The following is a 22,840-nucleotide window of genomic DNA, read 5'->3' on the forward strand; positions in this document are numbered from 1 at the left end:
AAAAAGTAGTTTATTTAATTATAACCAGCTGCTTTTTTAAAGACCTTAACAAGGTTTTCACATAGTGCTTGGTAATAAGTATTTTATTGACCCTTCATATTGAAAATTTATTCATGGTCCCTGATTTTTAGCCGATAAGTTTGTTTGCCAGAATTCTTTTTGCAGATTAAACATCTGCATCTTTATAGCCCTGCAGTTTGCCTTTTCAGGCAAAGGATGTGTGTATGCTAAGACGCATGAGAATCGCACAACGGACCGTATTATGTTTTGGTCTCATTATTATCCTGCTGTTTGGGCTTGGTGTCTTTTGCCTGCTCCAGATGGCGGAGATCAGAAAGTCCGGCGAGGTCATTCAGAACGAATCGTTACCCAGTCTGGCTTTAGGCGATGAGCTTGGCATTGCACTTGCCCGTTTGCGTACCACAGCACTGCAACTCTATGTATACGACCTGCCGGAAGAGCAAACCAAATATAAGGAGCGATTTTCCAAAATAACGGCTAAGGTCGAGCGCGTCATGGCAGATTACAACAAGGATGCCGATGCGCCGGAAGAAGTTAATGCCATGAAGACGCTAGGCGACTCTTATCAGGTTTATAAAGAAGCCATATATAAGGTTATCTCCCTGATGGAGGCTAAAAAGCCGGAAGAGGCGTTGAAAGTTCTTCGCAGTGTTTCTTCCTACGCAGACGTTATCAATGCGCAGATTGAAGTTCTGGCAAACCATAACCAGAAAGAAGCGCAAGGTGCAGGTAATAATGCCAACAATGCCTACACTCAGGCACGCACCATTGCCATTACAGCCATTACTTTGGCTGTCTTGTTTGGTGCACTGCTTGCCTGGTTTTTTAGCCGTAGCATCATTTTACCAATTCGTTCGGCGGTCAGCGTGGCCCAACAGATTGCGCAAAACGATCTTACGGGGCGTATCGATACCCAAGGTGTAGATGAAGCAGCTCAACTGCTTCAGTCCTTGAACTTCATGCAGGAAAACCTGCGTACAACATTGGGCGAAATCGAGGGTTCTGCCAACCAGCTTGCAGCTGCTGCGGAGGAAATGAGCAACATTACCCAGGAAAGCAAGCGGGATATTCAACAGCAAAACAGTGAACTGGATCTTGCAGCGACGGCCGTAACCGAGATGAGTGCTGCGGTGGATGAAGTGGCCTCCAATGCAGTGGCTACTTCGGAGGAATCCAAAGCGTCCACCCGTACCGCCGAGCAGGGCCAGGCTCAACTCAGCGAAACCATTGAGTCGATCCAGTCCATGGTGAGCAACGTGCTGGGAGCTTCTCAGCGAGCGGAAGCGTTGGCTGCGCAAACGCAAAACATCAGCAAGGTTCTCGATGTTATTCGTGCTGTGGCAGAACAGACTAACCTGTTGGCCCTGAACGCAGCGATTGAAGCCGCACGAGCTGGCGATGCGGGTCGTGGCTTTGCAGTGGTTGCCGATGAAGTGCGCGCCCTGGCCCACAGGACCGGTGAGTCGACTCGCGAAATCGAGAGCATGATCGGCCAGATTCAGGTCGGTACGCGCGAAACCGTGAGTGCACTGCAAAGCAGTGCCGAGCAGGCTGGGGAGACCATGGATAAGGCGAGCGCTGCTGAACAGGCTCTGCACAGCATTACCTGTGCGGTCATGGGTATTAACGAGCGTAACCTGGTTATCGCAACTGCCGCTGAAGAACAGGCGCAGGTTGCCCGCGAGGTGGATCGCAATCTGGTGCGCATCCGCGATTTGTCCCAGCAGACGGCCTCTGGCGCAGAGCAGACAGGCGTGGCCAGCCATGAATTGTCGCGTCTGGCAACGGACCTCAACGGCATGATTCGGCGGTTCGCTCTGTAACTCAGTCGCCTATCGGCTGTAACTTCTTTTCGCGCAATAAAAAGCGGCTCACAAGAGCCGCTTTTTTCATGCACTATTCCTACAGATCAAGGGTAGCGACGGCGCTCAGGCGCTGGCGGGAAGTATTGATACAGCCATGTTTCGCTGAGCGTTCGGTCGTTGGTGCGGATGAACAGGCGCATGTCTACCGGGTCCACGCTATCGCTGGTCGGATACCAGTCGAAGATCACACGATACCCTTTGATGTCCGGTATCCAGAGGACGTGGAAGTCTTTCAGCTCACCGCTCGAGACCTTGACGACGGGCTCGATTCCGGTGCCTTGGGGGAGGGTATCCAGGCCACCGCCCACGAAGTCCACCGCAAAGCGGCGGGCCCAGACTTCCGGATAGTGCTCACCCGGCGCCCACCCCTCTACGAAGCCGCCCATGCCGGAGCGCGTCGCATGGACCTGTGCCAGCGGTGTTCTAACCGGCGGCAGCGCGCTCCAGTAGAGCTTGTAGCCATAGCGCAGCTCTTTGCCCGCCGTGATAGGCACCTTGGGATTCCAGCAGGCCACGATGTTATCGAGCGTCTCGCCGGTTGTCGGGATTTCCAGTAGATCAATGCTGCCTTCACCCCATTCCGTAGTGGGCTCGACCCACAGGCTTGGGCGGCGGCTGTACCAGTCCACCGTATCTTGATAGCTGGAAAACTCATGGTCGCTCTGCACGAGGCCAAAACCCTTGGGGTTTTTGTCTTCGAACGCATTGAACTGAAGCTTGGCGGGGTTATTCAGCGGACGGCACACCCACTCGCCATTACCGCGCCACATATAGAGGCGGTCGGAGTCGTGGATCTGCGGGTGGATGGTGTCGCACATGCGGCGCTCATGGGTGCCGCAGCTGAACATGCTCGTCATCGGCGCAATACCCAGCTGCTTGATTTCCTTGCGCGCATAGATATTAGCGTCGATTGCCATTACCACCTGCGTGGCGCGGCAGTCGATGTCGAAGCGATATGCACCGGTCGCGCTGGGCGAGTCGAGCAGGGCATAGACTACAAATCGCGTGCTGTGCGGCTCGGGCGTCTCGAACCAGAACTTGGTGAAGTTCGGGAATTCCTCCACCGTATCCGAGAAGTTATTGATGGCAAGGCCACGGGCTGACAGGCCGTACTGCTTGGTATCGTCCACTGCACGGAAGTAGCTTGCCCCCAGGAACGAGACGATATCGTGCTGCGTCAGCTCGGGTGACTTGAACACCTTGAAGCCGGCGAAGCCCAGGTCACCCTTGAGTTGTGACTTATCGACGCCGCTGTTCTCGTACTTGAACATCTGAGGCCGGAAATGGATTTCCGTGGCCTGCTTTTTCTTTGGATCAACGCTATACATGCGGACCGGCTGTTTGAAGCCCATGCCAACATGGAAGAACTGAACATCGAGCTGGCCTTTCAGATCATGCCATAGCGACTCGTTGGCATCGTACTGAATGGCGTTGAACTGCTGTGGCGTCATTTTTGCCAGCGTGGGCGGCAACTGCTGAGACGTATCCACATAGGCACTGGCTGCCATCTGCTTGGCCTGATTTTTCAGCAGATCGAACTCGAACGGTTCTACATCCTGGCTGGAGGCGCCAGACAGGGATTGAGCGGCGAATACGGTCGTCGAAGGAAGACCGGTATACGCGGCAAAGGCCAGTGAAGCTTTCAGAAGATCTCTGCGGTGCATACATGAACCTATGTGACTAAGGTGTCGTCAAGCGCTGTGGCAACGGGGCCGGCTCTGTCCGATAACAAAGACCTGTCTCGAATAATCCTCAACGCAGCGGCTGAGGGTAAGAGATGTTTGCGAACGAGAACAGTTCGATTCTGTTTCGGAAACTGTAAAACACTGCACAAAGCTGTCGATTTGGGTCTGGAATGCCTTTTCAGGGTGTTTCCAGGGGTTGTCTCATCTGGCCTGATGGGGCAGACGAGACATAGTCCGACACGAATTCTGTCAGGCGCGGCGCAGCAGCATGCGCTCGATGGCGCTCAGCAGCACCCCGTAGAGCGGCAGGAACAAGAGCAGGCTGACGCTGAGCTTGACGGTATAGTCGACCCAGGCAATCTCCACCCAATGCTCGGCCATGAAAGGGTTGTCGCTGTGCCAGAAGGCAATGGAGAAAAAGGCGAAGGTATCAAGCAGGTTGCCCAGTATCGTCGAGGCAGTAGGTGCTATCCACCATTGCTGCAGCTGACGCAGACGATCAAAGACATGGATATCTACCAGCTGGCCCAGCACATAGGCAAAAAAGCTCGCCAATGAGATACGCAGTACAAAGGTATTGAATTGCGCCAAGGCTTCCAGGCCGCGGAATGCGCCTTCCTGGAACAGCACAGAAAGGATGTACGAGACGACCAGCGCCGGCACCATGACTCGGGCGATGACCTGGCGCGCCGGGCCTTTACCGAGAATCCGCACCGTCAAATCAGTGGCCAGGAAGATGAACGGAAAGCTAAATGCGCCCCAGGTTGTATGCCAGCCAAACAGGTTGAGCGGCAGCTGGACGAGGTAGTTACTTGCGATGATGATCAGGATATGAAAGCCAATCAGGCCGGCCAATGCCGAGCGCCTGACGGAAGAGGTCAGTTGCATGATGCATCCTTTTTAGTGGAATGGGGTGAGGGAACCCATGACGTTGATCTGCTCTTGGGAGCAGGGCGCGCATTCTAAGCGCAGTGCTGGCTAAAACGTAGCGAAATTCGCCGGGCGTTATTGACGCACCCAGGAAAAAGCCCACCAGGCGGTGGGCTTTTCAACACACAGGGCTTACAAGCGGAACTGCGCGACCTGCTTGTCTAATGACTGGGCCAGATGCTGAATGCTCGATGCATTGCGCGAGGCGCTTTCAATGGAATGGCTGTTGGTCTCTGCCATCTGAGCGATGCGCTCCACGCTGCGGGCTACATCCTGGCTGGCAGCAGATTGTTCACGCAGTGCCATGGAGATCTGGTCAACCACGGAGATGATGCGATCCGAGCCACTGCGAATCTCGTCGATGGCCTGGCTGGCCGAGTGAGCCAGTTCCACACCCTGGTTCACCTGAGTCACGCCCACGTTCATGCTGCTGACTGCGTCCTGGGTGCTCGCCTGGATCTTCTTGATCATGTCGGCGATTTCCTGGGTTGACTTGCCGGTGCGCTGCGCCAGCAGGCGAACTTCATCGGCGACCACCGCAAAGCCGCGGCCCTGGTCACCTGCACGGGCGGCCTCGATGGCTGCGTTCAGGGCCAACAGGTTAGTCTGCTCGGCAATCTCGCTGATCACGTTCACGATGGAGGTGATCTGATCGGCGTGGCGGTCCAGCTCGGAAATCTGTTCAGCCGAGCTCTGCACCGTACCGGCGATCTGCGTCATGCTGTCCAGGGTTTGCTTGATGACATTGCCACCCTGGATGGAACGCTTGCCGGAGTCAGTAGAAATACCATGGGCCTCGTTCGCGCTGGTCGAGACATGGCTGATGCTGACGGTGAGTTCTTCCACGGTAGCGGCCATGGAGGATGCCGAGCTTGACTGGTCCCGTGCGGCGACAGCCAGTTGCTCCGAGGTGTTGGAGATATCGCGAGCGGCCGTCAGAAGCTGCTCGGCACCACCCTTGATCTCGGAAATCATTTCCCGCAGACGCTGCTGCATGGCGTTGAAGGCCTTAAGCAAGCTGCCAATTTCATCTTCGCCGGTGCTGCGGATCTGAGTATCCAGACGGCCAGCGGCAATGGCCTGAGCAACCTGAATGGCATCATTTAGACGGCGCTTGATGGATACGGATAGGCTGAAGGCAATGACTATGGCCGCTAGGGCAGCCAGGATTCCACCCCCGATAAGCGTCCAGATAGCAACCTGTTCGGCAGACTGCATGGCTTCATTACGCACGCCCAGCAGCTTGGACTCATCGTTGCTGAAGTCAGCGATGATCTTGCGCATCTTGTCCATCTTGGCCTTGTCCTGACGGTCGATGATGCGTTGCACCATGTCGTCCATGGAGGAGGCACCTTGTACGACTGCGCGACGTAGCTGGATGGAACGCTCGATGTCTTCGCTCAGCCACTTCATTTGCGTGGCCTTGAGTTCATCCAGACGGGTTTGCTGGGTCGGGTTATCCGACGTCAGGTTTTTAAGCTTCGTCCAGGTTTGCTCAAACGCTGTTTTCCCTGCGTTGTAAGGTTCCAGAAAGTCGTCCTGACCGCTGAGGGCAAATCCACGCATACCCGTTTCGATGTTGGTCAGGCTAATCAACAGGTTGTTAGCCCCATCAATGGTCTGATAGGTATGAATGTTCCACTTGACCGAATTATCGACCTCGGTAAAGCCGTGGCGGGCTACATACACCAGGATGCAGATGATCGCGATGATAAGCCCAAAGCCTGCACCAAGCTTTTTGGCAATACTTAAATTGGACAACATGGGACGCGCTCCGATAGGAGAAGGCAGTAAGGTTTCACCTGCTCTGTATCGGTAAAAAAAAGAAATATCTTTAGGCTGGACGCACCCTGCGGATAGCGATAAGACGGCGGCCGCTCTAGCGCGGCTATCTAAAGCGCTCCGTTGGTAAGAGGAGCGCTTTGAGCCTTGCGGCCTTATGAAAGGGGTATTCCCAGCTGCTCTTCACAGCGCTTGAGCGAGCGCGCCTGGGTCTCGGCGTACAGGGCCAGCTCATCCAGTACCGACGCGCCCAGTGCCTGCTCGAAACGGTCCTTACTGGACGCCTTGGTATACTGCGTCTGAGCCTGATCGCCCAGGTTGGACTGGAAAATACCGGCCGCGCTGACCGGCAGAAAGTCCTCATATACCAGCGGTTCATAGTGGATATAGCCTGCCTGGATCAGGGCATCCAGATCTCTTGCCCCATCCTGGGTAACCGCATCGTCCTTGTCGGTGACGAAGTAACGAAAATAGGCCAGCCCCTGTTTTCTCAAAGCCTCATAGCTGTCCGGCAGCTCGGCGAATATGTCGGTCAGTGCCTGCATGTATGCCTGAGCGTTGCTCTCGCTGGGAGCCTGGGTGCGGGCAATGTTCAGGAGCTTGTCGTAGAGCGCACGTCCCTTGGGCGTCAATGCAACACCACGCTGCTCGATCTCGCCAAAGCGGGCCGTGTGGCTGCCAGCAACGGCATTGCCCTGTTCATCGATGAAGGTCACCTTTTCCTGCAACGCCTTAAAGCTTGTCTGGCGAAGCAGAACAGGGCAGCGGCGGGGTGGTGGGCCTTCGATAACTGCCTTGGGCGTAATCCCCCGTGACGGCATGCCTTGCTGGATGGCATCGATATCCAGGGTCCGGGGCGTCAGGTGATTAATGTGCGGCCCCTTGAACGCCACGATATCGGCAATCAGACGATGCTGGTCGTGCAGCTGCTGATATACCTCGGCGCTGACTGTGGCCTCGCCGTGCCAACGGAAGGTTTCCAGGGCTTCACGCACGAAGGCATCGGCGTCGCTTGCGCTCAGCCCGCCTTCGGTCTCGCAGCGGGCGATCAGTTCCAGCGCACGTGACGTAAAGATGATGCGCTGCGCCAGAATCGCCGCGGCTTTCTGTTTAAGTGCTTCGTCCTCGATCAGCTCCAGACGGAGCAGAGAGGTAAAAACGCGAAAGGGACTCTTTTGCAGCGAAGCCTCGTGGACGGCCCGAAACGCGGTGGAGTGCACCGGCACGCCTGCTTCGGAAAGATCGTAATAACCCACCGGATACATGCCCATGACTGCGAACAGGCGCCGCAGCGTAGCCAGCTCCTGCGCCGTACCTACGCGGATAGCCCCATGGCGCTCCTGGTCCAGCCGCTCGATTTCACCCGTCTGGCGCAGTTGTTCTGCCAAGATCGGATTGTTTGCCAGCGTACGCTGATTGATATCGCTCACCAGCTCCAGCAATGTTCCATACAGGGGCACTTCGGCCTTGTACATGTCGGACATAGCTCGGGAGAACCGGGCGCGAATCTCATCGGGATCGACAAAAGCCTGCGTCGTCATGGCATACCGCTCCTTAGATGGGCCGGACTATAGAGGTATCAGTCCATTCTGCTGGCCGCTTTCCTGCCTTACAAATGACAAAAATTCACCCATTCATTCATAAAGGGAATCAGACAAGCCGCTCAGTCGTGCCGCTTCTCACTGTCCATGTGAGCCAATTGAGCGGCGGGATAGCGTTCTCCTGCCGCGGCGTTGGCGGGAATGGCCTGCTCGATTCTGGCCAGCTCCTCGGCGGTTAGCATGATATCCAGTGCACCCAGCGACTCATGCAAACGTTCACGGGTACGTGCGCCTACCAGCGGGACAATATCTTCACCGCGCGCCAGCACCCAGGCGATTGCCATCTGTGCCGCGGTAACCCCTTTCTCTTGAGCAATGACTTTGAGCGTGTCGGCCAGCTTGAGGTTGGCGTCCAGATTGCTGCCCTGAAAACGCGGGCTGATGGCGCGAAAGTCCTGCTCACCTCCGCGGTCTTTTGACCAGTGACCGCTGATAAGGCCACGTGAGAGCACGCCATAGGCCGTGATTCCGATGCCAAGTTCACGGCAGGTAGGCAGGATGTCCGCTTCGATTCCGCGTGAAATCAGTGAGTATTCGATTTGCAGATCAGCGATAGGGGTAACGGCCGCGGCCCGGCGGATCGTATCGGCCCCGACTTCGGAGAGGCCGACATGGCGCACATAGCCTGCCTTGACCATTTCGGCGATGGCGCCCACGGTATCTTCGATAGGAACGTCTGGATCGAGGCGGGCAATACGGTAGATATCCACATGATCCGTATTCAGGCGTTTGAGCGTGTACGCCAGGAAATTCCGGATAGCCTTGGGGCGACCGTCGTAACCCATCCAGGCCCCGTCTGGTCCTCGCAGGGCACCGAACTTTACGCTGATCGTTACTGCCTCCCGGCGATCCCTGAGCGCTTCGGCAATCAACAGCTCGTTATGGCCCATGCCGTAGAAATCACCGGTGTCGAGCAGGTTGACGCCCGCTTCCAGCGCCGCGTGGATCGTGGCAATGCTTTCGGTACGGTCCGCCGGACCGTACAGGTCCGACATGCCCATGCATCCTAGTCCGAGCGCTGATACCTGGAGGCCGGTCTTGCCGAGCGTGCGTGTAAGCATGGCGAAAGCTCCTAAAAGAAGACGTTCACCATAGACCGGTCCCTGGCAGCATCTACGCCCTGGGAGCGCAGCATTAACCTGGCTAATCGCTCACTCAGTGATGAGCGGCTTCTTCCTCGACTCGTGCCGCACGCTCTGAAGAACGTACGGTCGGTATAGCGGCCACTTTGTCATCCAGCTCTTCCAGCTTGAATTCGACGTCTCTGAGTTGCGTACTGATGGCCACCAGCTGGTCTTCCAGCAGGCGAGCACGCGCCAGTGTTTCCCTGATGATTTTAAATGACGGGATTCCTACGACGACGATAAGAATCAAGGCAATGATCGAAGCGATGCTCATGGGTGGGGTCCTTTTATCGGCAGTCATCAAACTGCGGCATTCCATTACCAAGGGCTTTCCCGCATGAGTCTCGGAAAGTATGGCGAGTCGATACCGCGTCTGGTCTCGGCTACGCTTTTAAAGGCGCGCCGATCCGTGGTTAAGGGCGAGATGATGCTCTAATGCCATCAACTCCCGCTGTGACAGTGCAAATGATGTTTTGATCCTCAATGCAACCGCATTCGCAGACAAAAGGTCGCTATCACTGTATGGAATAGTATGGAAAAGCCGTGTGTTAGACACGCTGACGCATAGTCAGCCTGTGGAACCACGACAGCGGCCTGCAAGTCACACCCGCAGGCGCCCCAGATGCTCTGCAGGCGGCTGGCGCCGTTGATCTGCCAAAAGGAAAAACAATGACTCTATCCCTAAAGAAACTGATAACCCTGGGGCTGCTCATGGCGCCTCTGGGTGCCTTCGCTCAACCCGGCGCGTTGACTGAGGTAGGCATCGACAGTGGCCGCTTGAAAGGCAGCCAGTCGGGCGATGTCATCTCCTTCAAAGGCATTCCCTTTGCGGCCCCGCCGGTGGGTGAGAACCGGTGGCGTGCGCCTCAGCGTGTGAAGCCCTGGCGCGGAGTGCGTGAGGCGACTGCCTATGGCGCAGACTGCATGCAAAAGCCGATGGCCAGCGATGCAGCTCCCTTGGGCGTAGAGCCCTCCGAGGACTGCCTGTACCTCAACGTCTGGCGTCCGGCGCAGGAGACGGCAAACCGCAAGGCCACACTGCCGGTTGTCGTCTGGATCTATGGGGGCGGCTATGTTAACGGCGGTGCTTCACCGTCTGTCTATGACGGTAGCGCCTTTGCCCGCGATGGCGTGGTCTTTGTCAGTTTCAACTACCGGATCGGCCGCTTCGGCTTTTTCGCTCATCCTGCGCTGACGGCTGCAAAAGAAGGCCCGCTGGGCAACTATGGCTACATGGATCAGATCGCTGCGCTGCAATGGGTGAAGCGCAACATCCGTCAGTTCGGCGGTGACCCAAACAACGTTACCGTCATGGGTGAGTCTGCTGGCGGCGGCTCGGTGCTCAATATCACGACCACACCACTGACGCGGGGGCTGTTTGACCGTGCCATCGTCATGTCAGGGGGCGGACGTTCCTTGATGGGTGAGCTGCATGAGGTCAGCCGTGACTTGCCCGGGAATCCCTCCGCCGAGACCATCGGCAAGAATTTCGCCCGCAGTGTTGGTGTTGAAGGCACTGGTTCCGAGGCATTGAAGGCGCTGCGTGAATTGCCGGCCAGCCGTGTGCTGGGCGACCTGAACATGATGACCATGGGCAGCAATACCTCTACTTACGTGGGCGGACCGGTACTCGACGGGCGGGTCGTGGTGGGTACACCGGAACAGGTCTACAGCGCTGGTCAGGAAAACAAGGTGCCTATGCTGAGCGGTTCGACCAGCGCCGATCTTGGCTTCAATACGGCCAAGACAATGGATGAGCTGTTCGCACCGTTTGGGCGTGAGGCAGAGCGGGCTCGTCAGCTATACGACCCGGAAAATACAGGTGATGTGCAGGCGGTAGGGGCTGCGGTTGCCATGGACCGGATGATGACCGAGCCGGCTCGCTTCGTGGCCGACAAGATCTCCCAGCATGATCGCCAGGCATTTCTTTATCGCTTCTCCTACGTCGCCGATTCGCTGCGCAGTGAGACCAAAGGGGCGCAGCATGCCAGCGAAATTCCCTATTTCTTCAAAACGCTGGAAGCGCGATATGGCGACAAGGTAACGGACAAGGATCAGGACATGGCCAGCGATGCTCACGCCATCTTTGTCAACTTCATCAAGACGGGTAATCCCAACGGTACAAATGTGGCGCGCTGGCTACCGTTCAACCGTGAGGGCAATCTGGTCATGGATTTCACGGCCGATGAAGGTCCGGTTCTTAAAGAGGACCCCTGGAAAGAGCGCCTCGACCTGATCGAGAAAACTCAGCACGCCAAACCGTAAGCTATTCGTCGAGCCGGTCCTTGCCGGCTCGACATGCCTGTTTTCCCTGTTTTTCTCTCTCTGGCAACCCGTCCGCCATCACACTTCGCAGATTGACAATTCTGCCAATTCTTCTCATAGTTTTGCCACGCAAACGTTTGCGCCATAACAAAGACAACAATGGAGTGCACCATGAACGCATCCCGCCCTATGCGGCTTCTCGCTGCTGCTGTTCTGTTTTCCACGACTTCCGCTTTTCTGCCCTTGTCCGCGGCTTATGCTCAGGATGCGGATAAACCCAAGGTCGCGCTGGTGATGAAGTCTCTCGCCAACGAGTTCTTCCGCACTATGGAAGACGGTGCCAAGGGTTATCAAAAAGAGCATTCTGACCAGTTCGATCTGATCTCCAATGGCATCAAGGACGAAACCGACACGTCCAGCCAGATTCGTATTGTCGAGCAGATGATCGTGTCCCAGGTCGATGCCATCGTCATCGCACCGGCAGATTCCAAGGCGTTGGTGCCCGTCATCAAGAAAGCCATGGATGCAGGCATCAAGGTCGTCAACATCGACAACCGTCTGGATCAGGACGTACTCAAGAGCAAGCAGCTTGAGGTGCCCTTCGTAGGCCCGGATAACCGCAAGGGTGCCCGTCTGGTAGGTGAGTACCTGGCCAAGCAGCTCAAGGCCGGTGACGAAGTTGGCATCATCGAGGGCGTTTCCACTACCTTCAATGCCCAGCAGCGCACCGCTGGCTTCAAGGACGCTATGGAAGCGGCCAACATGAAGATCGTGGGTGTCCAGTCCGGCTCCTGGGAGATCGACAAGGGCAACGCCGTGGCCTCTGCCATGATGAACGAACATCCCAATCTGAAGGCGCTGCTGGCTGGTAATGACAGCATGGCCCTAGGCGCTGTTTCTGCCGTTCGCGCTGCGGGCAAAAAGGGCGAAGTATTGGTAGTGGGTTACGACAACATCAATGCCATCAAGCCCATGCTCAAGGACGGCCGCGTTCTGGCTACGGCTGACCAGTACGCCAGCAAGCAGGCGGTCTTTGGTATCGACGCTGCGCTCAAGCTGGTCAAGGGTGAGTCCACCGGTGCTGTCGACGGTGTGATCGAAACGCCTGTCGAGCTGGTAACCAAGCCGTAATTCATCCTTACCCGCCGGGCTTTGGCGCGGAGTCGATCGTATTCGCCTCTGCACCGGAGTCTTGCGGGGCACCTGAGTTTTAAAGGAGACCGTCATGTCGGGCAGGCCAGTCCTTTCCATTACCGGCATCGGCAAGACCTATGCGCAACCCGTTCTGGGAGAGGTCAGCCTTGAGCTGTATCCCGGCGAGGTGTTGGCGCTGACAGGTGAGAACGGCGCCGGCAAGAGTACGTTGTCCAAGATCATCGCGGGGCTGACTCCGCCCACGACCGGGCAGATGACCTTTCTCGATCAGCCCTACACCCCCGGTAGCCGCACCGAGGCCGAGCGCCTGGGCGTGCGCATGGTTATGCAGGAGCTGAACCTGCTGCCGACCCTGACCGTTGCCGAAAATCTGTTTCTCGATAACCTGCCCAGTCGGGGCGGGTGGATTTCCCGCGGGAGGTTGCGCGAACAGGCACGGCTGGCCATGGCGCAGGTCGGACTGGATGCTATTGATCCGGATACCCTGGTCTCTGACCTGGGGGTCGGCCACCAGCAGATGGTCGAAATCGCCCGTAATCTGACCGGTGACTGCCGCATCCTGATTCTCGACGAGCCTACCGCCATGCTGACGGCGCGCGAGGTCGACCTGTTGTTCGAGCAGATCGAGCGCCTGCAGGCCCGTGGTGTCGCCATCGTCTACATCTCCCACCGCTTGGAAGAACTCAAGCGCATCTCCCAGCGGATCGCGGTTCTGCGCGATGGCCGGTTGGTTGCCGCCGAGTCCATTAGCCGTTACAACACCGATCAGCTGGTAGCGCTGATGGTGGGACGTGAGCTGGGTGAGCATATTGACCTGGGCGAGCGCCACATTGGCGCGCCGATACTGAAAGTGGACAAGCTGAGCCGTGCCGGCAAGGTCTGCGATGTATCGTTCGAGGTTCGCACTGGAGAGATTCTCGGTATTTCCGGCTTGATCGGCGCGGGTCGTACCGAATTGCTGCGGCTCATCTACGGCGCCGACCGGGCCGACAGCGGGCGTGTTTTTGTGGGTAATCCGCTGCGTGAAGTCAACGTCAGCTCGCCAGCCGAGGCGGTCCGCAATGGCATCGCCCTGATCACCGAAGATCGCAAGGGGGAAGGGCTGCTACTCACCCAATCCATCTGCGCGAATCTGGCGCTGGGTAACATGCCTGCCGTTGCCAAGCGCGGCGTGGTTCAGTCTGCGTCCGAACTTGCCTTAGCAGAGCGGCAGATCAAGGCCATGCGAATTCGCAGTTCCAGCCCTCATCAGCTGGTGGGTGAGCTTTCCGGCGGTAATCAGCAGAAGGTCGTGATCGGCCGCTGGCTGGAGCGTGATTGTCAGGTGCTGTTGTTCGATGAGCCTACCCGGGGCATCGACATCGGTGCCAAGTTCGACATCTACGGCTTGCTGGGCGAGCTGACCCGGCAGGGTAAGGGACTCGTTGTCGTGTCCAGTGACCTGCGTGAGCTGATGTTGATCTGCGACCGGATCGCCGTGTTGTCTGCCGGCCGTCTCATGGAAACCTTTGACCGTAACGATTGGAGCCAGGATCGCCTCCTGGCCGCCGCCTTTGCCGGATACAGCAGCCGTGAAGCGATGCTGGGCGAAGCGGTTTCTCCCATACAGGAACTCTCCGTATGAACACTACCGTAACTCCGGCCGCGCCCAAGCGCAGCAGCAGTGTGTCCGGCCTGGGCACCTACCTGGGATTGGCCGGTGCCTTGCTGGCCATGATCGTGCTGTTCTCTGCCATGAGCAGCCATTTCCTGTCCTATAACACCTTCACCACCCTGGCCAACCAGATTCCGGACCTGATGGTGCTGTCGGTGGGCATGACGCTGATCCTCATCATCGGTGGGATCGACTTGTCCGTAGGTTCGGTGCTGGCACTGGCGGCCTCGGTCGTTAGCGTGGCTACGCTCAACTGGGGGTGGGGTATCTTCCCGGCAGCGGCCCTAGGTATGGTTTGCGCAGCCTTGGCAGGCACCGTGACGGGCAGCGTAACCGTGGCATGGCGGATTCCTTCATTTATCGTCTCCCTGGGTGTGCTGGAAATGGCGCGGGGACTGGCCTACCAATTAACGGATTCGCGCACGGCCTACATCGGTGACGCCTATGGTTGGCTGTCCACGCCGTTCGCCTTTGGGATTTCGCCTTCCTTTATCATCGCGCTGCTGGTGATTGCCGTTGCCCATGCCTTGCTGACGCGCAGCGTGTTTGGCCGCTATCTCGTCGCCATCGGCACCAACGAAGAAGCAGTGCGCCTGGCGGGTATCAACCCCAAGCCTTACAAAATCCTGGTTTTTGCTCTGATGGGCCTGCTGGCAGGGTTGGCCGCGTTGTTTCAGGTGTCCCGTTTGGAAGCGGCTGACCCCAACGCCGGCGCCGGGCTTGAGCTGCAAGTCATCGCGGCGGTAGTGATCGGCGGAACGAGCCTCATGGGCGGACGCGGTTCGGTCATCAGCACGTTCTTTGGCGTACTGATCATTTCCGTGCTGGCCGCCGGGCTTGCACAGATTGGCGCCAGCGAGCCGACCAAACGCATCATTACCGGTGCGGTGATCGTGGTGGCCGTGGTGCTGGACACCTACCGCAGCCATCGCGCCAAGCGCCGAGGCTAACCATGGCGACCATCAAGGACGTCGCGGCACTGGCCGGTATCTCCTATACCACCGTGTCGCACGTGCTCAATGGTACTCGCCCGGTCAGCGCGGAAGTGCGCACTAAGGTCGAGGCAGCCATCGACCAGCTGGGTTACGTTCCCAGCGGCGTGGCCCGCTCGCTCAAGGCCAAGGCCACCAGCACAATCGGGCTGCTCGTGCCCAATGGCAGCAACCCGTACTTCGCGGAGCTGGCGCGGGGTATCGAGGATCACTGCGAGCGTAACGGCTACAGCGTCATCCTCTGCAACTCCGATGATAATAACGACAAGCAGCGCCGTTACCTGCGTGTGCTGCTGGAGCGTCGTATCGACGGCTTGATCGTGGCCACCGTGGGCGGCGACGGTGAGTTCGCCCAGGCCTTGGCCGCAGTCAAGGTGCCGATGGTGCTGGTCGACCGCCCGCTGGAAGGCGTGGAGGCGGATCTGGTGCAGATCGACCATGAAGAGGGCGGCTATCTGGCAACGAGGCACTTGTTGGCGTTGGGTCATCGGCGTATCGCCTGCCTGGGTGGACCTGCCGAAACGCTGGTCGCTCAGGAACGCCTGGCTGGTTATTGCCGTGCGATGAAGGAAGCTGGGCAGACGATACAGCCTGGGTGGCTGCTCAATACCGAGTTTACTAGCGCCGCCGGTTATACCGCTGCCGCACACTTGTTGGAAAAGAGTGCACCCACGGCCATTTTTGCCGGGAACGATATGATCGGAATCGGTATCCTGCGCGCCGCCGCCGAGCGCGGCCTGCGCGTTCCGCAGGATCTGTCGGTTGTTGGTTTCGACGATATCGCTGTGAGCCGCTACCTTTATCCGGCATTGACCACGGTGGGGCAGTCCATCCTGCAATTGGGCGAGCGCGCCGCCGGACAGCTACTGGCCCGGCTCGGGCAGCGGCACCGGCCTACACCCGAACATACCGTGGTGGCGCCTACCCTGGTGGTACGCGAGTCCACCACGTCTATCGAATTGAACGAGAGTCCATAAGATGCAAGCAAAAATAGTGATCGTGGGGAGTCTGAATATGGACCTGGTCGTACGGACCCCACGCGTGCCGGTAGGCGGTGAGACCCTGGCGGGCCGCAGCTTCGTGACAGCGCCGGGCGGTAAGGGTGCCAATCAGGCAGTGGCCTGTGCCCGTTTGGGCGCCCAGGTCACCATGATCGGCTGCGTAGGCCGTGACGCCTACGGCGAGCAGCTGCGTAGCGGATTGGAAGCCGAAGGCATCGAGTGCTCCACGGTCGAATCCGTAGAGGGTGTACCGACCGGTATCGCCTCCATTCTGGTTGATGACAATGGGCAGAATTGCATCGTGATCGTGGCAGGGAGCAATGGCGAGCTGTCGCCCGAGCACCTGACCCGCCACGACGCCGCATTGCAGGCTGCCGATGTGGTCATCGCCCAGCTGGAAGTGTCGGTCGCCACGGTCGAAAAGACGCTGACCCGCGCTCGCGAGCTGGGAAAGACGGTCATTCTCAACCCAGCACCAGCCGTAGGCCCGCTGCCTGCTCATTGGTATGGTCATGTGGATTACCTGGTTCCAAACGAGAGCGAGGCCGGCCTTCTGACCGGTATTGAGGTCAACTCGCTGGAAACAGCCGCCCAGGCTGCCCAGCAACTGCTTGATGCAGGCGCCAAGCGTATCCTGCTGACGATGGGCTCACAGGGCGTGCTGTATAAGGATACCGAACGGCAGCAGCACTTCCCGGCGCAGGTTGTCCAGGCGGTGGATACCACGGCGGCCGGAGACACCTTTGTTGGCGGATTTGCTGCTGCCCTGGGTGAAGGTCTTCCATTGGAAGAGGCCGTTCGTTTGGGCCAGCAGGCGGCTGCGCTGTCCGTCACCCGTGCCGGAGCGCAACCCTCCATTCCCTATCGCCGCGAATTGAACATCTGAGAGCGCCCATGAAAAAGACTCCTTTGCTTAACAGTGCGCTATCCCGCGTGATCGCCAGCCTTGGTCACGGTGATGTGATCGTGATCGGCGACGCTGGCATGCCCGTACCGCCCGGCGTGGAATGTATCGATCTGGCCGTGACTCATGGCGTGCCCGACTTCGCTACTACGCTGCGTGTCATCGTGAGTGAAATGCAGGTCGAGTCCCATGTCCTTGCCGAGGAAACCATTGCCCAGCATCCGCCTGCATTGGCTGAAATCCAGCGGTTAAGCGCCGCGGGCGAGTTAGGCAAGCGCCAACTGGTAAGCCATGAGGACCTCAAGGCGCTATGCAAAAAGGCGCGCGTTCAGGTCCGCACCGGCGAATGCCAGCCCTATACCAATATTGCATTGATTGCTGGCGTCACTTTCTGATGACACCGGCAGGGCACGCTCACTGAGGTAGTCTATCCAGTGAGCGTGGCTCATGAATGGGGCAACCGTTGTACTGCCCCCTGAACCCGGATGACATCTCGTAGGCCGGCTTGCGAGAACGCATCACACCCCCAATGGGACGATGCGCTGCCAGGCCATGCCAGGGTGAGAACGCCATGCTGTCGTCTACTTCCCTGGCGCGGGCCTCCGTCCAGGTGGGCTGCGGATCGACTTCGATCCGGGCTACGGTGATATAAGGGCTTTCTTCCTCCGGCCACTGTGCTGAAGCATCCTCGACGGGCATCTTCTTCGAATCGGTAGCCAACTGAACCCGCATCTCCCATACGCCACCCTGCCTGGCAAAGAATTCGCTTACCGCCTCGCGTAGCCCATTGGGCTTGCCGTTTACATTCAGCGGTGCGTCGGACAGGGCCATCAGCTCGGGAGAAGCAGGCACTACGCTGAGTTTGGCGTAATAAGGCCCATACAGCAGGGGCACGCTGGTGTAGAAGGTTTCGCCCAGGATGTGGGTCTCCGGATGGCCGCCCAGGGATTTGAGCGTTGCACTTTCACCGCCAACGGCTTCGATTACCTTTTCAGTACCGCGCAGGACGGCCGACAGCGCTTTCTTGAGATCCGGAGTCTTGTCTGTGGTTGCGGCCAGAAGCTTCAGGCTTTTCAGAAAGGCCTTTGGTGTTGCTGCCGAAAAAGCCGGTGCATTCACCATTACGAAATCCTGAGTCAGCTGGCCCTCGCTACCCGGCAGACGATCTCCCTCCACACCAATGACCTTGATCGCAAGCCCCCGCGGCGAGGAGACGCTATCGTCCAGCAGATCTCCGGGGTTGGTTGAAAAGCGCAGCACGACAGGGTAGTCACCCGCTTTGGCAAATACACCCTGAGCAAGCTCTGTTGGCAGGCCTTCCAGTACCTTCAGACGTCCCTGCAACAAGCCATGGCTCTTGGCATGAACACTGCGTACGGCGTGCCCATAATCCTCGGAGGTCGTCTCGATGATCTTGCGCATCGTTTCGACAAGCTTGCGAGTGGTCTCGGCCTCATCCTCCGGGATCTGTTCAAATGATGGATCAAACAGCAGTGGGCGAATGGGAAGGGTGGTCGACATGGAAAGTCCTCAGCTCATCAGGGTGCGTTATGTGGCATCGTTGTTATGGCGTGCGTACTGGCCACAAGCCTTCCTGACTCTGGACACGCCCTGCTATCGACTGTTCATGAAAGGCGCTGATGAATGACAGATAGATGGCATTTTGTATAAAAATCCCTCGTCCCGCCGTCTCGTTTGGAACGAATCGAACCTTTTTCGCTGCACATTCCGTTTAAACGCAACAAAACGCTATGAAGCAAAACCCTTCCCGCTGGCCGCAGTCCGTTAAAGAACGTTCTATTAGAGGAGAACTCCATGTCTGCCCCAGCACTTCCCATGATGCCGGCGGCTCGTACAGCCCAGGTCAACGGTATCAAGATGGCCTATTACGAGGCCGGCCCTCGAATGACCGGCTCCAAACCAGCCATTCCCATTGTGCTCTGCCACGGTTTTCCCGAGCTGGCCTTTTCCTGGCGTCATCAGATCAAGGCGCTGAGTGAAGCGGGGTATTGGGTCATCGCGCCTGATCAGCGCGGCTATGGATTGACCGATCGGCCCGAGGCTGTTGAGGCCTACGACATGGAGCACCTGACCGGTGATCTGGTCGGTCTGCTGGACCATCTGGGGATAGAAAAAGCCATTTTTTGTGGTCACGACTGGGGCGGCTTGCTGGTCTGGCAGATGCCGCTTCTGCATCCTGATCGTACTGCCGGTGTGATTGGCCTTAATACGCCCTATCTGCCTCGCCCGCCTGTCGAACCGATCGAGGCGATGCGAAAGCGCATGGGCGACGAGATGTATCAGGTGCACTTCCAGAAGCCCGGCGAGGCAGACAGCGTTTTCAACCGAGATGCCCGTAAAGTGTTCAGTTTCCTGATGAAAAAGCCTAGAGGAGACGAGGTCGACGGGGCGGGTATCGCAAAGGCCAAGGCATCTGAGCAGGGCTCAGCCTTTGCACTGGTGCGCTGGCTGGAGGCCTATCAGCCCGAACAGGATACCCGGGAAACCTTTCTGACCGAGGAGGAGTTCAACGTCTTTGTTGAAACCTTCAGCCGGACCGGCTTTACCGGTGGCATTAATTGGTATCGCAACATCACACGTAACTGGGAGCGTTCGGCCAATCTGCCGACGGAGATAAACGTGCCTTCGCTCATGGTCACTGCGGATCAGGATGCCTTCCTGCCGCCTTCCATGTCGGAAGGCATGGAAATGTACGTGCATGACCTTCAGCGAGGCGCCATCCAGTCCTCCGGTCACTGGACCCAGCAGGAGCGGCCCGATGAGGTCAACCGCGTCTTCCTGCACTGGTTGCTACTGCGGTTTCCGCTAGAGGTCCGTTGACGGGGTAGGACACGCGTTGATGCCGCTCAGGCTGCGACAGCTTGAGCGGCTCGCATGATTCGGTTGCGGCCTTGCTGTTTACCCTGGTAAAGCGCCTTGTCGGTGCGCTTGATGGCATCCTTCAGACACTCGCACTCGCCAATCACGCAGGTCGCCAGCGTGGCCGTCACCATAATGGTGGCACCCTCTACCTCTAAACGTATTGCGCGAATTTCATTCAAGATCCGCTCGGCAATCTTGTCGGCATTTTTCAGATCGGTATTACGCATCAGGATCAAAAATTCCTCACCACCCCAGCGTGAGGCCACGTCCGTGCCTCTCACCGACGCGGCAATGACCGATGACACCTGCTGCAGGACCGTGTCGCCCACGTCGTGGCCAAAGGTATCGTTGATGTTCTTGAAGTGATCCACATCCAGCATGATCAGTGAGATCGGCTTGAACGTTTGAGGGCTGCGGTACAGCCGCTGCGCCTCGCTGTGCAGACGTCCGCGGGTATATAGATTGGTCAGGCTGTCCTTGTTGGCCAGGGTGAACAGGTCTACCTGCATGGCAATCGAGCTGGAAGCCGTCAGGGCCGAAATATAGACCAGCATCACGATGGCCGAGCTCAGATTGAACAGGCTGAACAGCTCTGTAACCTTGGGGCTCAACATGAGCAGGGGTTCAACGGCGAAAAACAGATCCGTAACCTTGCCTATCAGTAGGCAAGTACAAATCAGTATGCAGGTTACCCAGCGCCAGAAGGGGGCAACGGTGTAATTGAACAAGGCAATCGGAACGATGCAGAGCAGGTAGTAGTAAAACCCGGTATGCCATCCTATGACCATGGTTGCGACCACGGCATGCACGACGATTTCTGATATGAGCAGCGTGCTTGTCAGCCGATAGCGCTTGGCCTTGAGTAATTGAAGGCAATAGAAATGAATGGCCACGCTGCCAATGTTGGTCAGCCAGAGGGCTTTTACATCCAGTGCAATGAACGTCACCAGAAAAATAATGTGAATACCCAGCACTGCCTTGATGCCAAGTACACCCCTGCTCCAGAAACGATCCGTTGCTGTTTCCAAAATCTGGGCGCGATCAGACGCCGAAAGATCATTACTCATTAAGTCCGACCCGACTTATACATGCATGGCGCTGCACGTTTCAGCCCGTGAAAGTTGTTACAGAACATCGGCTGGACCTGGTAAGTCTTGAGTGAGAACAGCTTGAAAATAAGCCGCTTGATCAGCGGCACGGCAATCTTGAGGAGGTACAGGAACCGCCGATTAGTAAGGGTATGTTGCTTACAGTAAGCTAGCTAATAAGACACGCTTATCCCTGAGTATGAATAAGCCTATTGAACCGGCACCTCATAACGCCGGACACCCATTACCTGATGAGTATCGAGACGCAGCCCGAATGGCTTGCGTGGAGTTGATGTGTGCTGCCCAACAAACTGATCCTTGCCGTGCTGATTGTCGGCATTTCTGTCGTCGGCCTCAGTATCGGCGCCACCATTCCCGTCGTGGCGCTACGCCTGCACGAAGCGGATATCTCCAACCTGACCATTGGCATCCTTTCAGCCTTGCCGGCCGCCGGTATGCTCGTGACGGCCTTTATCGTCGAATGGCTCACCGCACGGCTTGGCCGCAAGCACATCTACCTGCTGTGCTTTTTCCTCTCCATGGTCAGTATCGCCATGCTGGAAGTCTTCAGAACCGAACTCATCCCGCTAGGGTTGTTCCGCTTTCTGATAGGAGTAGGGGCAGGGCTGATCGTTATTCTGGGGGAGGCCTGGGTCAACGAGATTGCCGATGAATCCAACCGTGGTCGTGTTGTCTCCCTGTACGCCACCTTCTTCACTGGTTTTCAGCTGCTTGGGCCTGCCATGGTTTCCGCCTTGGGACCCAGCAGTGCCTGGGTGACAGGCATCGTTCTGGCGATCTTTGCTGTGTGTTTGCTAGCTACCGCGCGGTTTCTGCCCAACCCCATCGCCGGTAAGGCTATCGTTGAGGAAAAGACCTTTACCGTGTTGGGCTTTCTGAAGGTCGCCCCTGCGATCTGCGCAGGCGTCGTGTTCTTCTCCTTTTTTGATAGCGTCGTGCTGTCCATGTTTCCCGTGTTTGCCTTGAGCCACGGTTACGAAGTTGCACTGGCCGCACTGATGGCGACCGTCATTCTGCTAGGTGACACCTGCCTGCAATACCCGCTGGGTTGTCTGTCCGATCGCTTCAACCGCAACCACCTTTACCTCGGCTGTGGTCTGATTGCCTTGCTGATTGGTCTTGCGCTGCCCTGGTTGATCCAGATGCAAGCGTTGCTTTGGCCAGTGCTGGTCATATTGGGTGCGGTAGCCGGTGGCGTCTATACCTTGGCCATCACCCTTATCGGGCAGCACTTTCAAGGGCAGAACCTGATTACCGCCAATGCCAGTGCAGGGTTTCTGTGGGGCGTGGGAAGTCTTGCTGGTCCCATCCTGAGTGGCGCAGCCATGTCCGCAGGGCCAAATGGCCTGCCACTGGTATTGGCCGCAGCGGCTGGCTTATTCGTACTGTGTGCCCTGAAGGCAAGGGGTGGACGTGCCCTCAGACTGGAGCAACATGGTTAGAGACTCGATAGACGAGAGCCATGCGCTCTTGCAGCGTGGCTGATGAGCTTTGTTCCCCGGCAGACAGGGGCGCGGCTGCAACCATAAAAGCTCTTGCCAGCCTTGGCCGTGCGCAGGCTCATGGGCGCCGAGCAGAACGGGCAATTCTCCGCGTTGGCCTGCCAGGGTGTAACCAAAGGTGCATTGGCAGCAATGATCGAATGGTGCGGCGCGGGTTTTTGAGTTATTCCACTGCTGCGCAACCCCTCATAGACGCTCCAGGCTACCAGCACGCCAACAATACCCAGCATGATCGCGGCATCGCTGACGGAAAGTGCCCCGGCAGCCGCATCCTCGGCCCATGTCAGGCAAGGTAGAAGAAAAAGCACTGATCCAGTGAATGCCTTTTGCGTAAGCGGCATGCGTCCCATGACTCTATCCATTTGGC

Annotated in this window: 20 protein-coding genes; 11 read left to right on the top strand and 9 right to left on the bottom strand. The window is 57.6% G+C overall.

Annotated elements, in window-relative coordinates; genetic code table 11:
* Positions 1-224 precede the first annotated feature (224 nt).
* Positions 225-1,844 carry a methyl-accepting chemotaxis protein gene (locus tag B3729_RS10505; protein ID WP_286787832.1) on the top strand — a complete coding sequence of 540 codons (1,620 nt, stop codon included), beginning with the start codon at positions 225-227 and terminating at the stop codon, positions 1,842-1,844.
* A gap of 86 nt (positions 1,845-1,930) precedes the next feature.
* Here the strand turns inward: B3729_RS10505 and B3729_RS10510 are convergent, their stop codons facing one another.
* From B3729_RS10510 to B3729_RS10535, 6 genes are all read right to left on the bottom strand, one after another.
* Entirely contained in the window at positions 1,931-3,550 is a 1,620-nt protein-coding gene (locus tag B3729_RS10510; protein ID WP_286787833.1) for a glucan biosynthesis protein D, read from the bottom strand.
* Between the two features lie 270 nt (positions 3,551-3,820).
* Complete coding sequence (locus B3729_RS10515; RefSeq protein WP_074822161.1) at positions 3,821-4,459, bottom strand: 7-cyano-7-deazaguanine/7-aminomethyl-7-deazaguanine transporter; 639 nt, start codon at positions 4,457-4,459, stop codon at positions 3,821-3,823.
* A gap of 174 nt (positions 4,460-4,633) precedes the next feature.
* Positions 4,634-6,265, bottom strand: coding sequence for a methyl-accepting chemotaxis protein (locus B3729_RS10520; RefSeq protein WP_150346643.1), 1,632 nt, complete (start codon positions 6,263-6,265; stop codon positions 4,634-4,636).
* Between the two features lie 173 nt (positions 6,266-6,438).
* Entirely contained in the window at positions 6,439-7,824 is a 1,386-nt protein-coding gene (gene hglS, locus B3729_RS10525) for a 2-oxoadipate dioxygenase/decarboxylase HglS (protein WP_286787834.1), read from the bottom strand.
* A 122-nt stretch (positions 7,825-7,946) separates the two neighbouring features.
* Positions 7,947-8,945, bottom strand: a complete 999-nt coding sequence (locus B3729_RS10530; RefSeq protein WP_286787835.1) for an aldo/keto reductase — start codon at positions 8,943-8,945, stop codon at positions 7,947-7,949.
* 94 nt (positions 8,946-9,039) lie between these two features.
* Positions 9,040-9,282 carry a hypothetical protein gene (locus B3729_RS10535; RefSeq protein WP_286787836.1) on the bottom strand — a complete coding sequence of 81 codons (243 nt, stop codon included), beginning with the start codon at positions 9,280-9,282 and terminating at the stop codon, positions 9,040-9,042.
* A 395-nt stretch (positions 9,283-9,677) separates the two neighbouring features.
* Here B3729_RS10535 and B3729_RS10540 point away from each other — a divergent pair, with 395 nt between their 5' ends.
* The 7 genes from B3729_RS10540 (at position 9,678) to rbsD (ending at position 17,374) form a co-directional block, all read left to right on the top strand.
* Positions 9,678-11,273, top strand: a complete 1,596-nt coding sequence (locus B3729_RS10540) for a carboxylesterase/lipase family protein (protein WP_286787837.1) — start codon at positions 9,678-9,680, stop codon at positions 11,271-11,273.
* Positions 11,274-11,444: 171 nt separating this feature from the next.
* A complete protein-coding gene (locus B3729_RS10545) occupies positions 11,445-12,404 on the top strand; it encodes a sugar ABC transporter substrate-binding protein (protein WP_150346648.1) in 960 nt (319 codons plus the stop codon).
* A gap of 94 nt (positions 12,405-12,498) precedes the next feature.
* On the top strand, positions 12,499-14,052 hold the full coding sequence (locus B3729_RS10550; protein WP_286787838.1) for a sugar ABC transporter ATP-binding protein: 1,554 nt from the start codon (positions 12,499-12,501) through the stop codon (positions 14,050-14,052).
* Entirely contained in the window at positions 14,049-15,032 is a 984-nt protein-coding gene (locus tag B3729_RS10555) for an ABC transporter permease (RefSeq protein ID WP_019365989.1), read from the top strand. Before B3729_RS10550 ends, B3729_RS10555 begins: the two co-directional genes overlap by 4 nt.
* 2 nt (positions 15,033-15,034) lie before the next feature.
* On the top strand, positions 15,035-16,051 hold the full coding sequence (locus B3729_RS10560; RefSeq protein ID WP_286787839.1) for a LacI family DNA-binding transcriptional regulator: 1,017 nt from the start codon (positions 15,035-15,037) through the stop codon (positions 16,049-16,051).
* A 1-nt stretch (position 16,052) separates the two neighbouring features.
* Complete coding sequence (gene rbsK, locus B3729_RS10565; RefSeq protein WP_026003976.1) at positions 16,053-16,961, top strand: ribokinase; 909 nt, start codon at positions 16,053-16,055, stop codon at positions 16,959-16,961.
* Positions 16,962-16,969: 8 nt separating this feature from the next.
* Positions 16,970-17,374, top strand: a complete 405-nt coding sequence (gene rbsD, locus B3729_RS10570; RefSeq protein ID WP_150346652.1) for a D-ribose pyranase — start codon at positions 16,970-16,972, stop codon at positions 17,372-17,374.
* 19 nt (positions 17,375-17,393) lie between these two features.
* Here the strand turns inward: rbsD and B3729_RS10575 are convergent, their stop codons facing one another.
* Positions 17,394-18,500 (bottom strand): catalase family protein, encoded by a 1,107-nt coding sequence (locus B3729_RS10575; RefSeq protein ID WP_286787840.1) that lies wholly within the window; start codon positions 18,498-18,500, stop codon positions 17,394-17,396.
* On the opposite strand from B3729_RS10575, the gene B3729_RS10580 reads away from it, so the two are divergent.
* Together B3729_RS10580 and B3729_RS10585 are read left to right on the top strand one after the other, a co-directional pair.
* Positions 18,499-18,627 carry a hypothetical protein gene (locus B3729_RS10580; RefSeq protein WP_286787841.1) on the top strand — a complete coding sequence of 43 codons (129 nt, stop codon included), beginning with the start codon at positions 18,499-18,501 and terminating at the stop codon, positions 18,625-18,627. The two genes, B3729_RS10575 and B3729_RS10580, sit on opposite strands and share 2 nt — an antisense overlap.
* A 167-nt stretch (positions 18,628-18,794) precedes the next feature.
* Positions 18,795-19,820 (top strand): alpha/beta fold hydrolase, encoded by a 1,026-nt coding sequence (locus B3729_RS10585; RefSeq protein ID WP_286787842.1) that lies wholly within the window; start codon positions 18,795-18,797, stop codon positions 19,818-19,820.
* A gap of 26 nt (positions 19,821-19,846) precedes the next feature.
* On the opposite strand, the gene B3729_RS10590 is transcribed toward B3729_RS10585, so the two are convergent.
* Positions 19,847-20,929 carry a GGDEF domain-containing protein gene (locus B3729_RS10590; RefSeq protein WP_286787843.1) on the bottom strand — a complete coding sequence of 361 codons (1,083 nt, stop codon included), beginning with the start codon at positions 20,927-20,929 and terminating at the stop codon, positions 19,847-19,849.
* 317 nt (positions 20,930-21,246) lie between these two features.
* Here B3729_RS10590 and B3729_RS10595 point away from each other — a divergent pair, with 317 nt between their 5' ends.
* On the top strand, positions 21,247-22,413 hold the full coding sequence (locus tag B3729_RS10595) for an MFS transporter (protein ID WP_286787844.1): 1,167 nt from the start codon (positions 21,247-21,249) through the stop codon (positions 22,411-22,413).
* On the opposite strand, the gene B3729_RS10600 is transcribed toward B3729_RS10595, so the two are convergent.
* Entirely contained in the window at positions 22,410-22,823 is a 414-nt protein-coding gene (locus tag B3729_RS10600; RefSeq protein ID WP_286787845.1) for a topoisomerase DNA-binding C4 zinc finger domain-containing protein, read from the bottom strand. The genes B3729_RS10595 and B3729_RS10600 overlap by 4 nt on opposite strands.
* Positions 22,824-22,840 lie beyond the last annotated feature (17 nt).

Origin of the sequence: Pseudomonas sp. UBA3149 (genome assembly GCF_002364655.1) — a bacterium.
Lineage (GTDB): Bacteria > Pseudomonadota > Gammaproteobacteria > Pseudomonadales > Pseudomonadaceae > Chryseomonas > Chryseomonas luteola.

Excerpts from the sequence above, each read along its gene's own strand:
- B3729_RS10560 (WP_286787839.1), top strand. The coding sequence starts at position 15,035 with ATGGCGACCATCAAGGACGTCGCGGCACTGGCCGGTATCTCCTATACC.
- B3729_RS10540 (WP_286787837.1), top strand. The coding sequence starts at position 9,678 with ATGACTCTATCCCTAAAGAAACTGATAACCCTGGGGCTGCTCATGGCG.
- B3729_RS10590 (WP_286787843.1), bottom strand. The coding sequence starts at position 20,929 with ATGAGTAATGATCTTTCGGCGTCTGATCGCGCCCAGATTTTGGAAACA.
- B3729_RS10520 (WP_150346643.1), bottom strand. The coding sequence starts at position 6,265 with ATGTTGTCCAATTTAAGTATTGCCAAAAAGCTTGGTGCAGGCTTTGGG.
- hglS (WP_286787834.1), bottom strand. The coding sequence starts at position 7,824 with ATGACGACGCAGGCTTTTGTCGATCCCGATGAGATTCGCGCCCGGTTC.
- B3729_RS10550 (WP_286787838.1), top strand. The coding sequence starts at position 12,499 with ATGTCGGGCAGGCCAGTCCTTTCCATTACCGGCATCGGCAAGACCTAT.
- B3729_RS10510 (WP_286787833.1), bottom strand. The coding sequence starts at position 3,550 with ATGCACCGCAGAGATCTTCTGAAAGCTTCACTGGCCTTTGCCGCGTAT.
- rbsD (WP_150346652.1), top strand. The coding sequence starts at position 16,970 with ATGAAAAAGACTCCTTTGCTTAACAGTGCGCTATCCCGCGTGATCGCC.
- B3729_RS10575 (WP_286787840.1), bottom strand. The coding sequence starts at position 18,500 with ATGTCGACCACCCTTCCCATTCGCCCACTGCTGTTTGATCCATCATTT.
- rbsK (WP_026003976.1), top strand. The coding sequence starts at position 16,053 with ATGCAAGCAAAAATAGTGATCGTGGGGAGTCTGAATATGGACCTGGTC.
- B3729_RS10600 (WP_286787845.1), bottom strand. The coding sequence starts at position 22,823 with ATGGGACGCATGCCGCTTACGCAAAAGGCATTCACTGGATCAGTGCTT.
- B3729_RS10585 (WP_286787842.1), top strand. The coding sequence starts at position 18,795 with ATGTCTGCCCCAGCACTTCCCATGATGCCGGCGGCTCGTACAGCCCAG.
- B3729_RS10555 (WP_019365989.1), top strand. The coding sequence starts at position 14,049 with ATGAACACTACCGTAACTCCGGCCGCGCCCAAGCGCAGCAGCAGTGTG.
- B3729_RS10545 (WP_150346648.1), top strand. The coding sequence starts at position 11,445 with ATGAACGCATCCCGCCCTATGCGGCTTCTCGCTGCTGCTGTTCTGTTT.
- B3729_RS10505 (WP_286787832.1), top strand. The coding sequence starts at position 225 with ATGCTAAGACGCATGAGAATCGCACAACGGACCGTATTATGTTTTGGT.
- B3729_RS10530 (WP_286787835.1), bottom strand. The coding sequence starts at position 8,945 with ATGCTTACACGCACGCTCGGCAAGACCGGCCTCCAGGTATCAGCGCTC.
- B3729_RS10515 (WP_074822161.1), bottom strand. The coding sequence starts at position 4,459 with ATGCAACTGACCTCTTCCGTCAGGCGCTCGGCATTGGCCGGCCTGATT.
- B3729_RS10535 (WP_286787836.1), bottom strand. The coding sequence starts at position 9,282 with ATGAGCATCGCTTCGATCATTGCCTTGATTCTTATCGTCGTCGTAGGA.
- B3729_RS10580 (WP_286787841.1), top strand. The coding sequence starts at position 18,499 with ATGGAAAGTCCTCAGCTCATCAGGGTGCGTTATGTGGCATCGTTGTTA.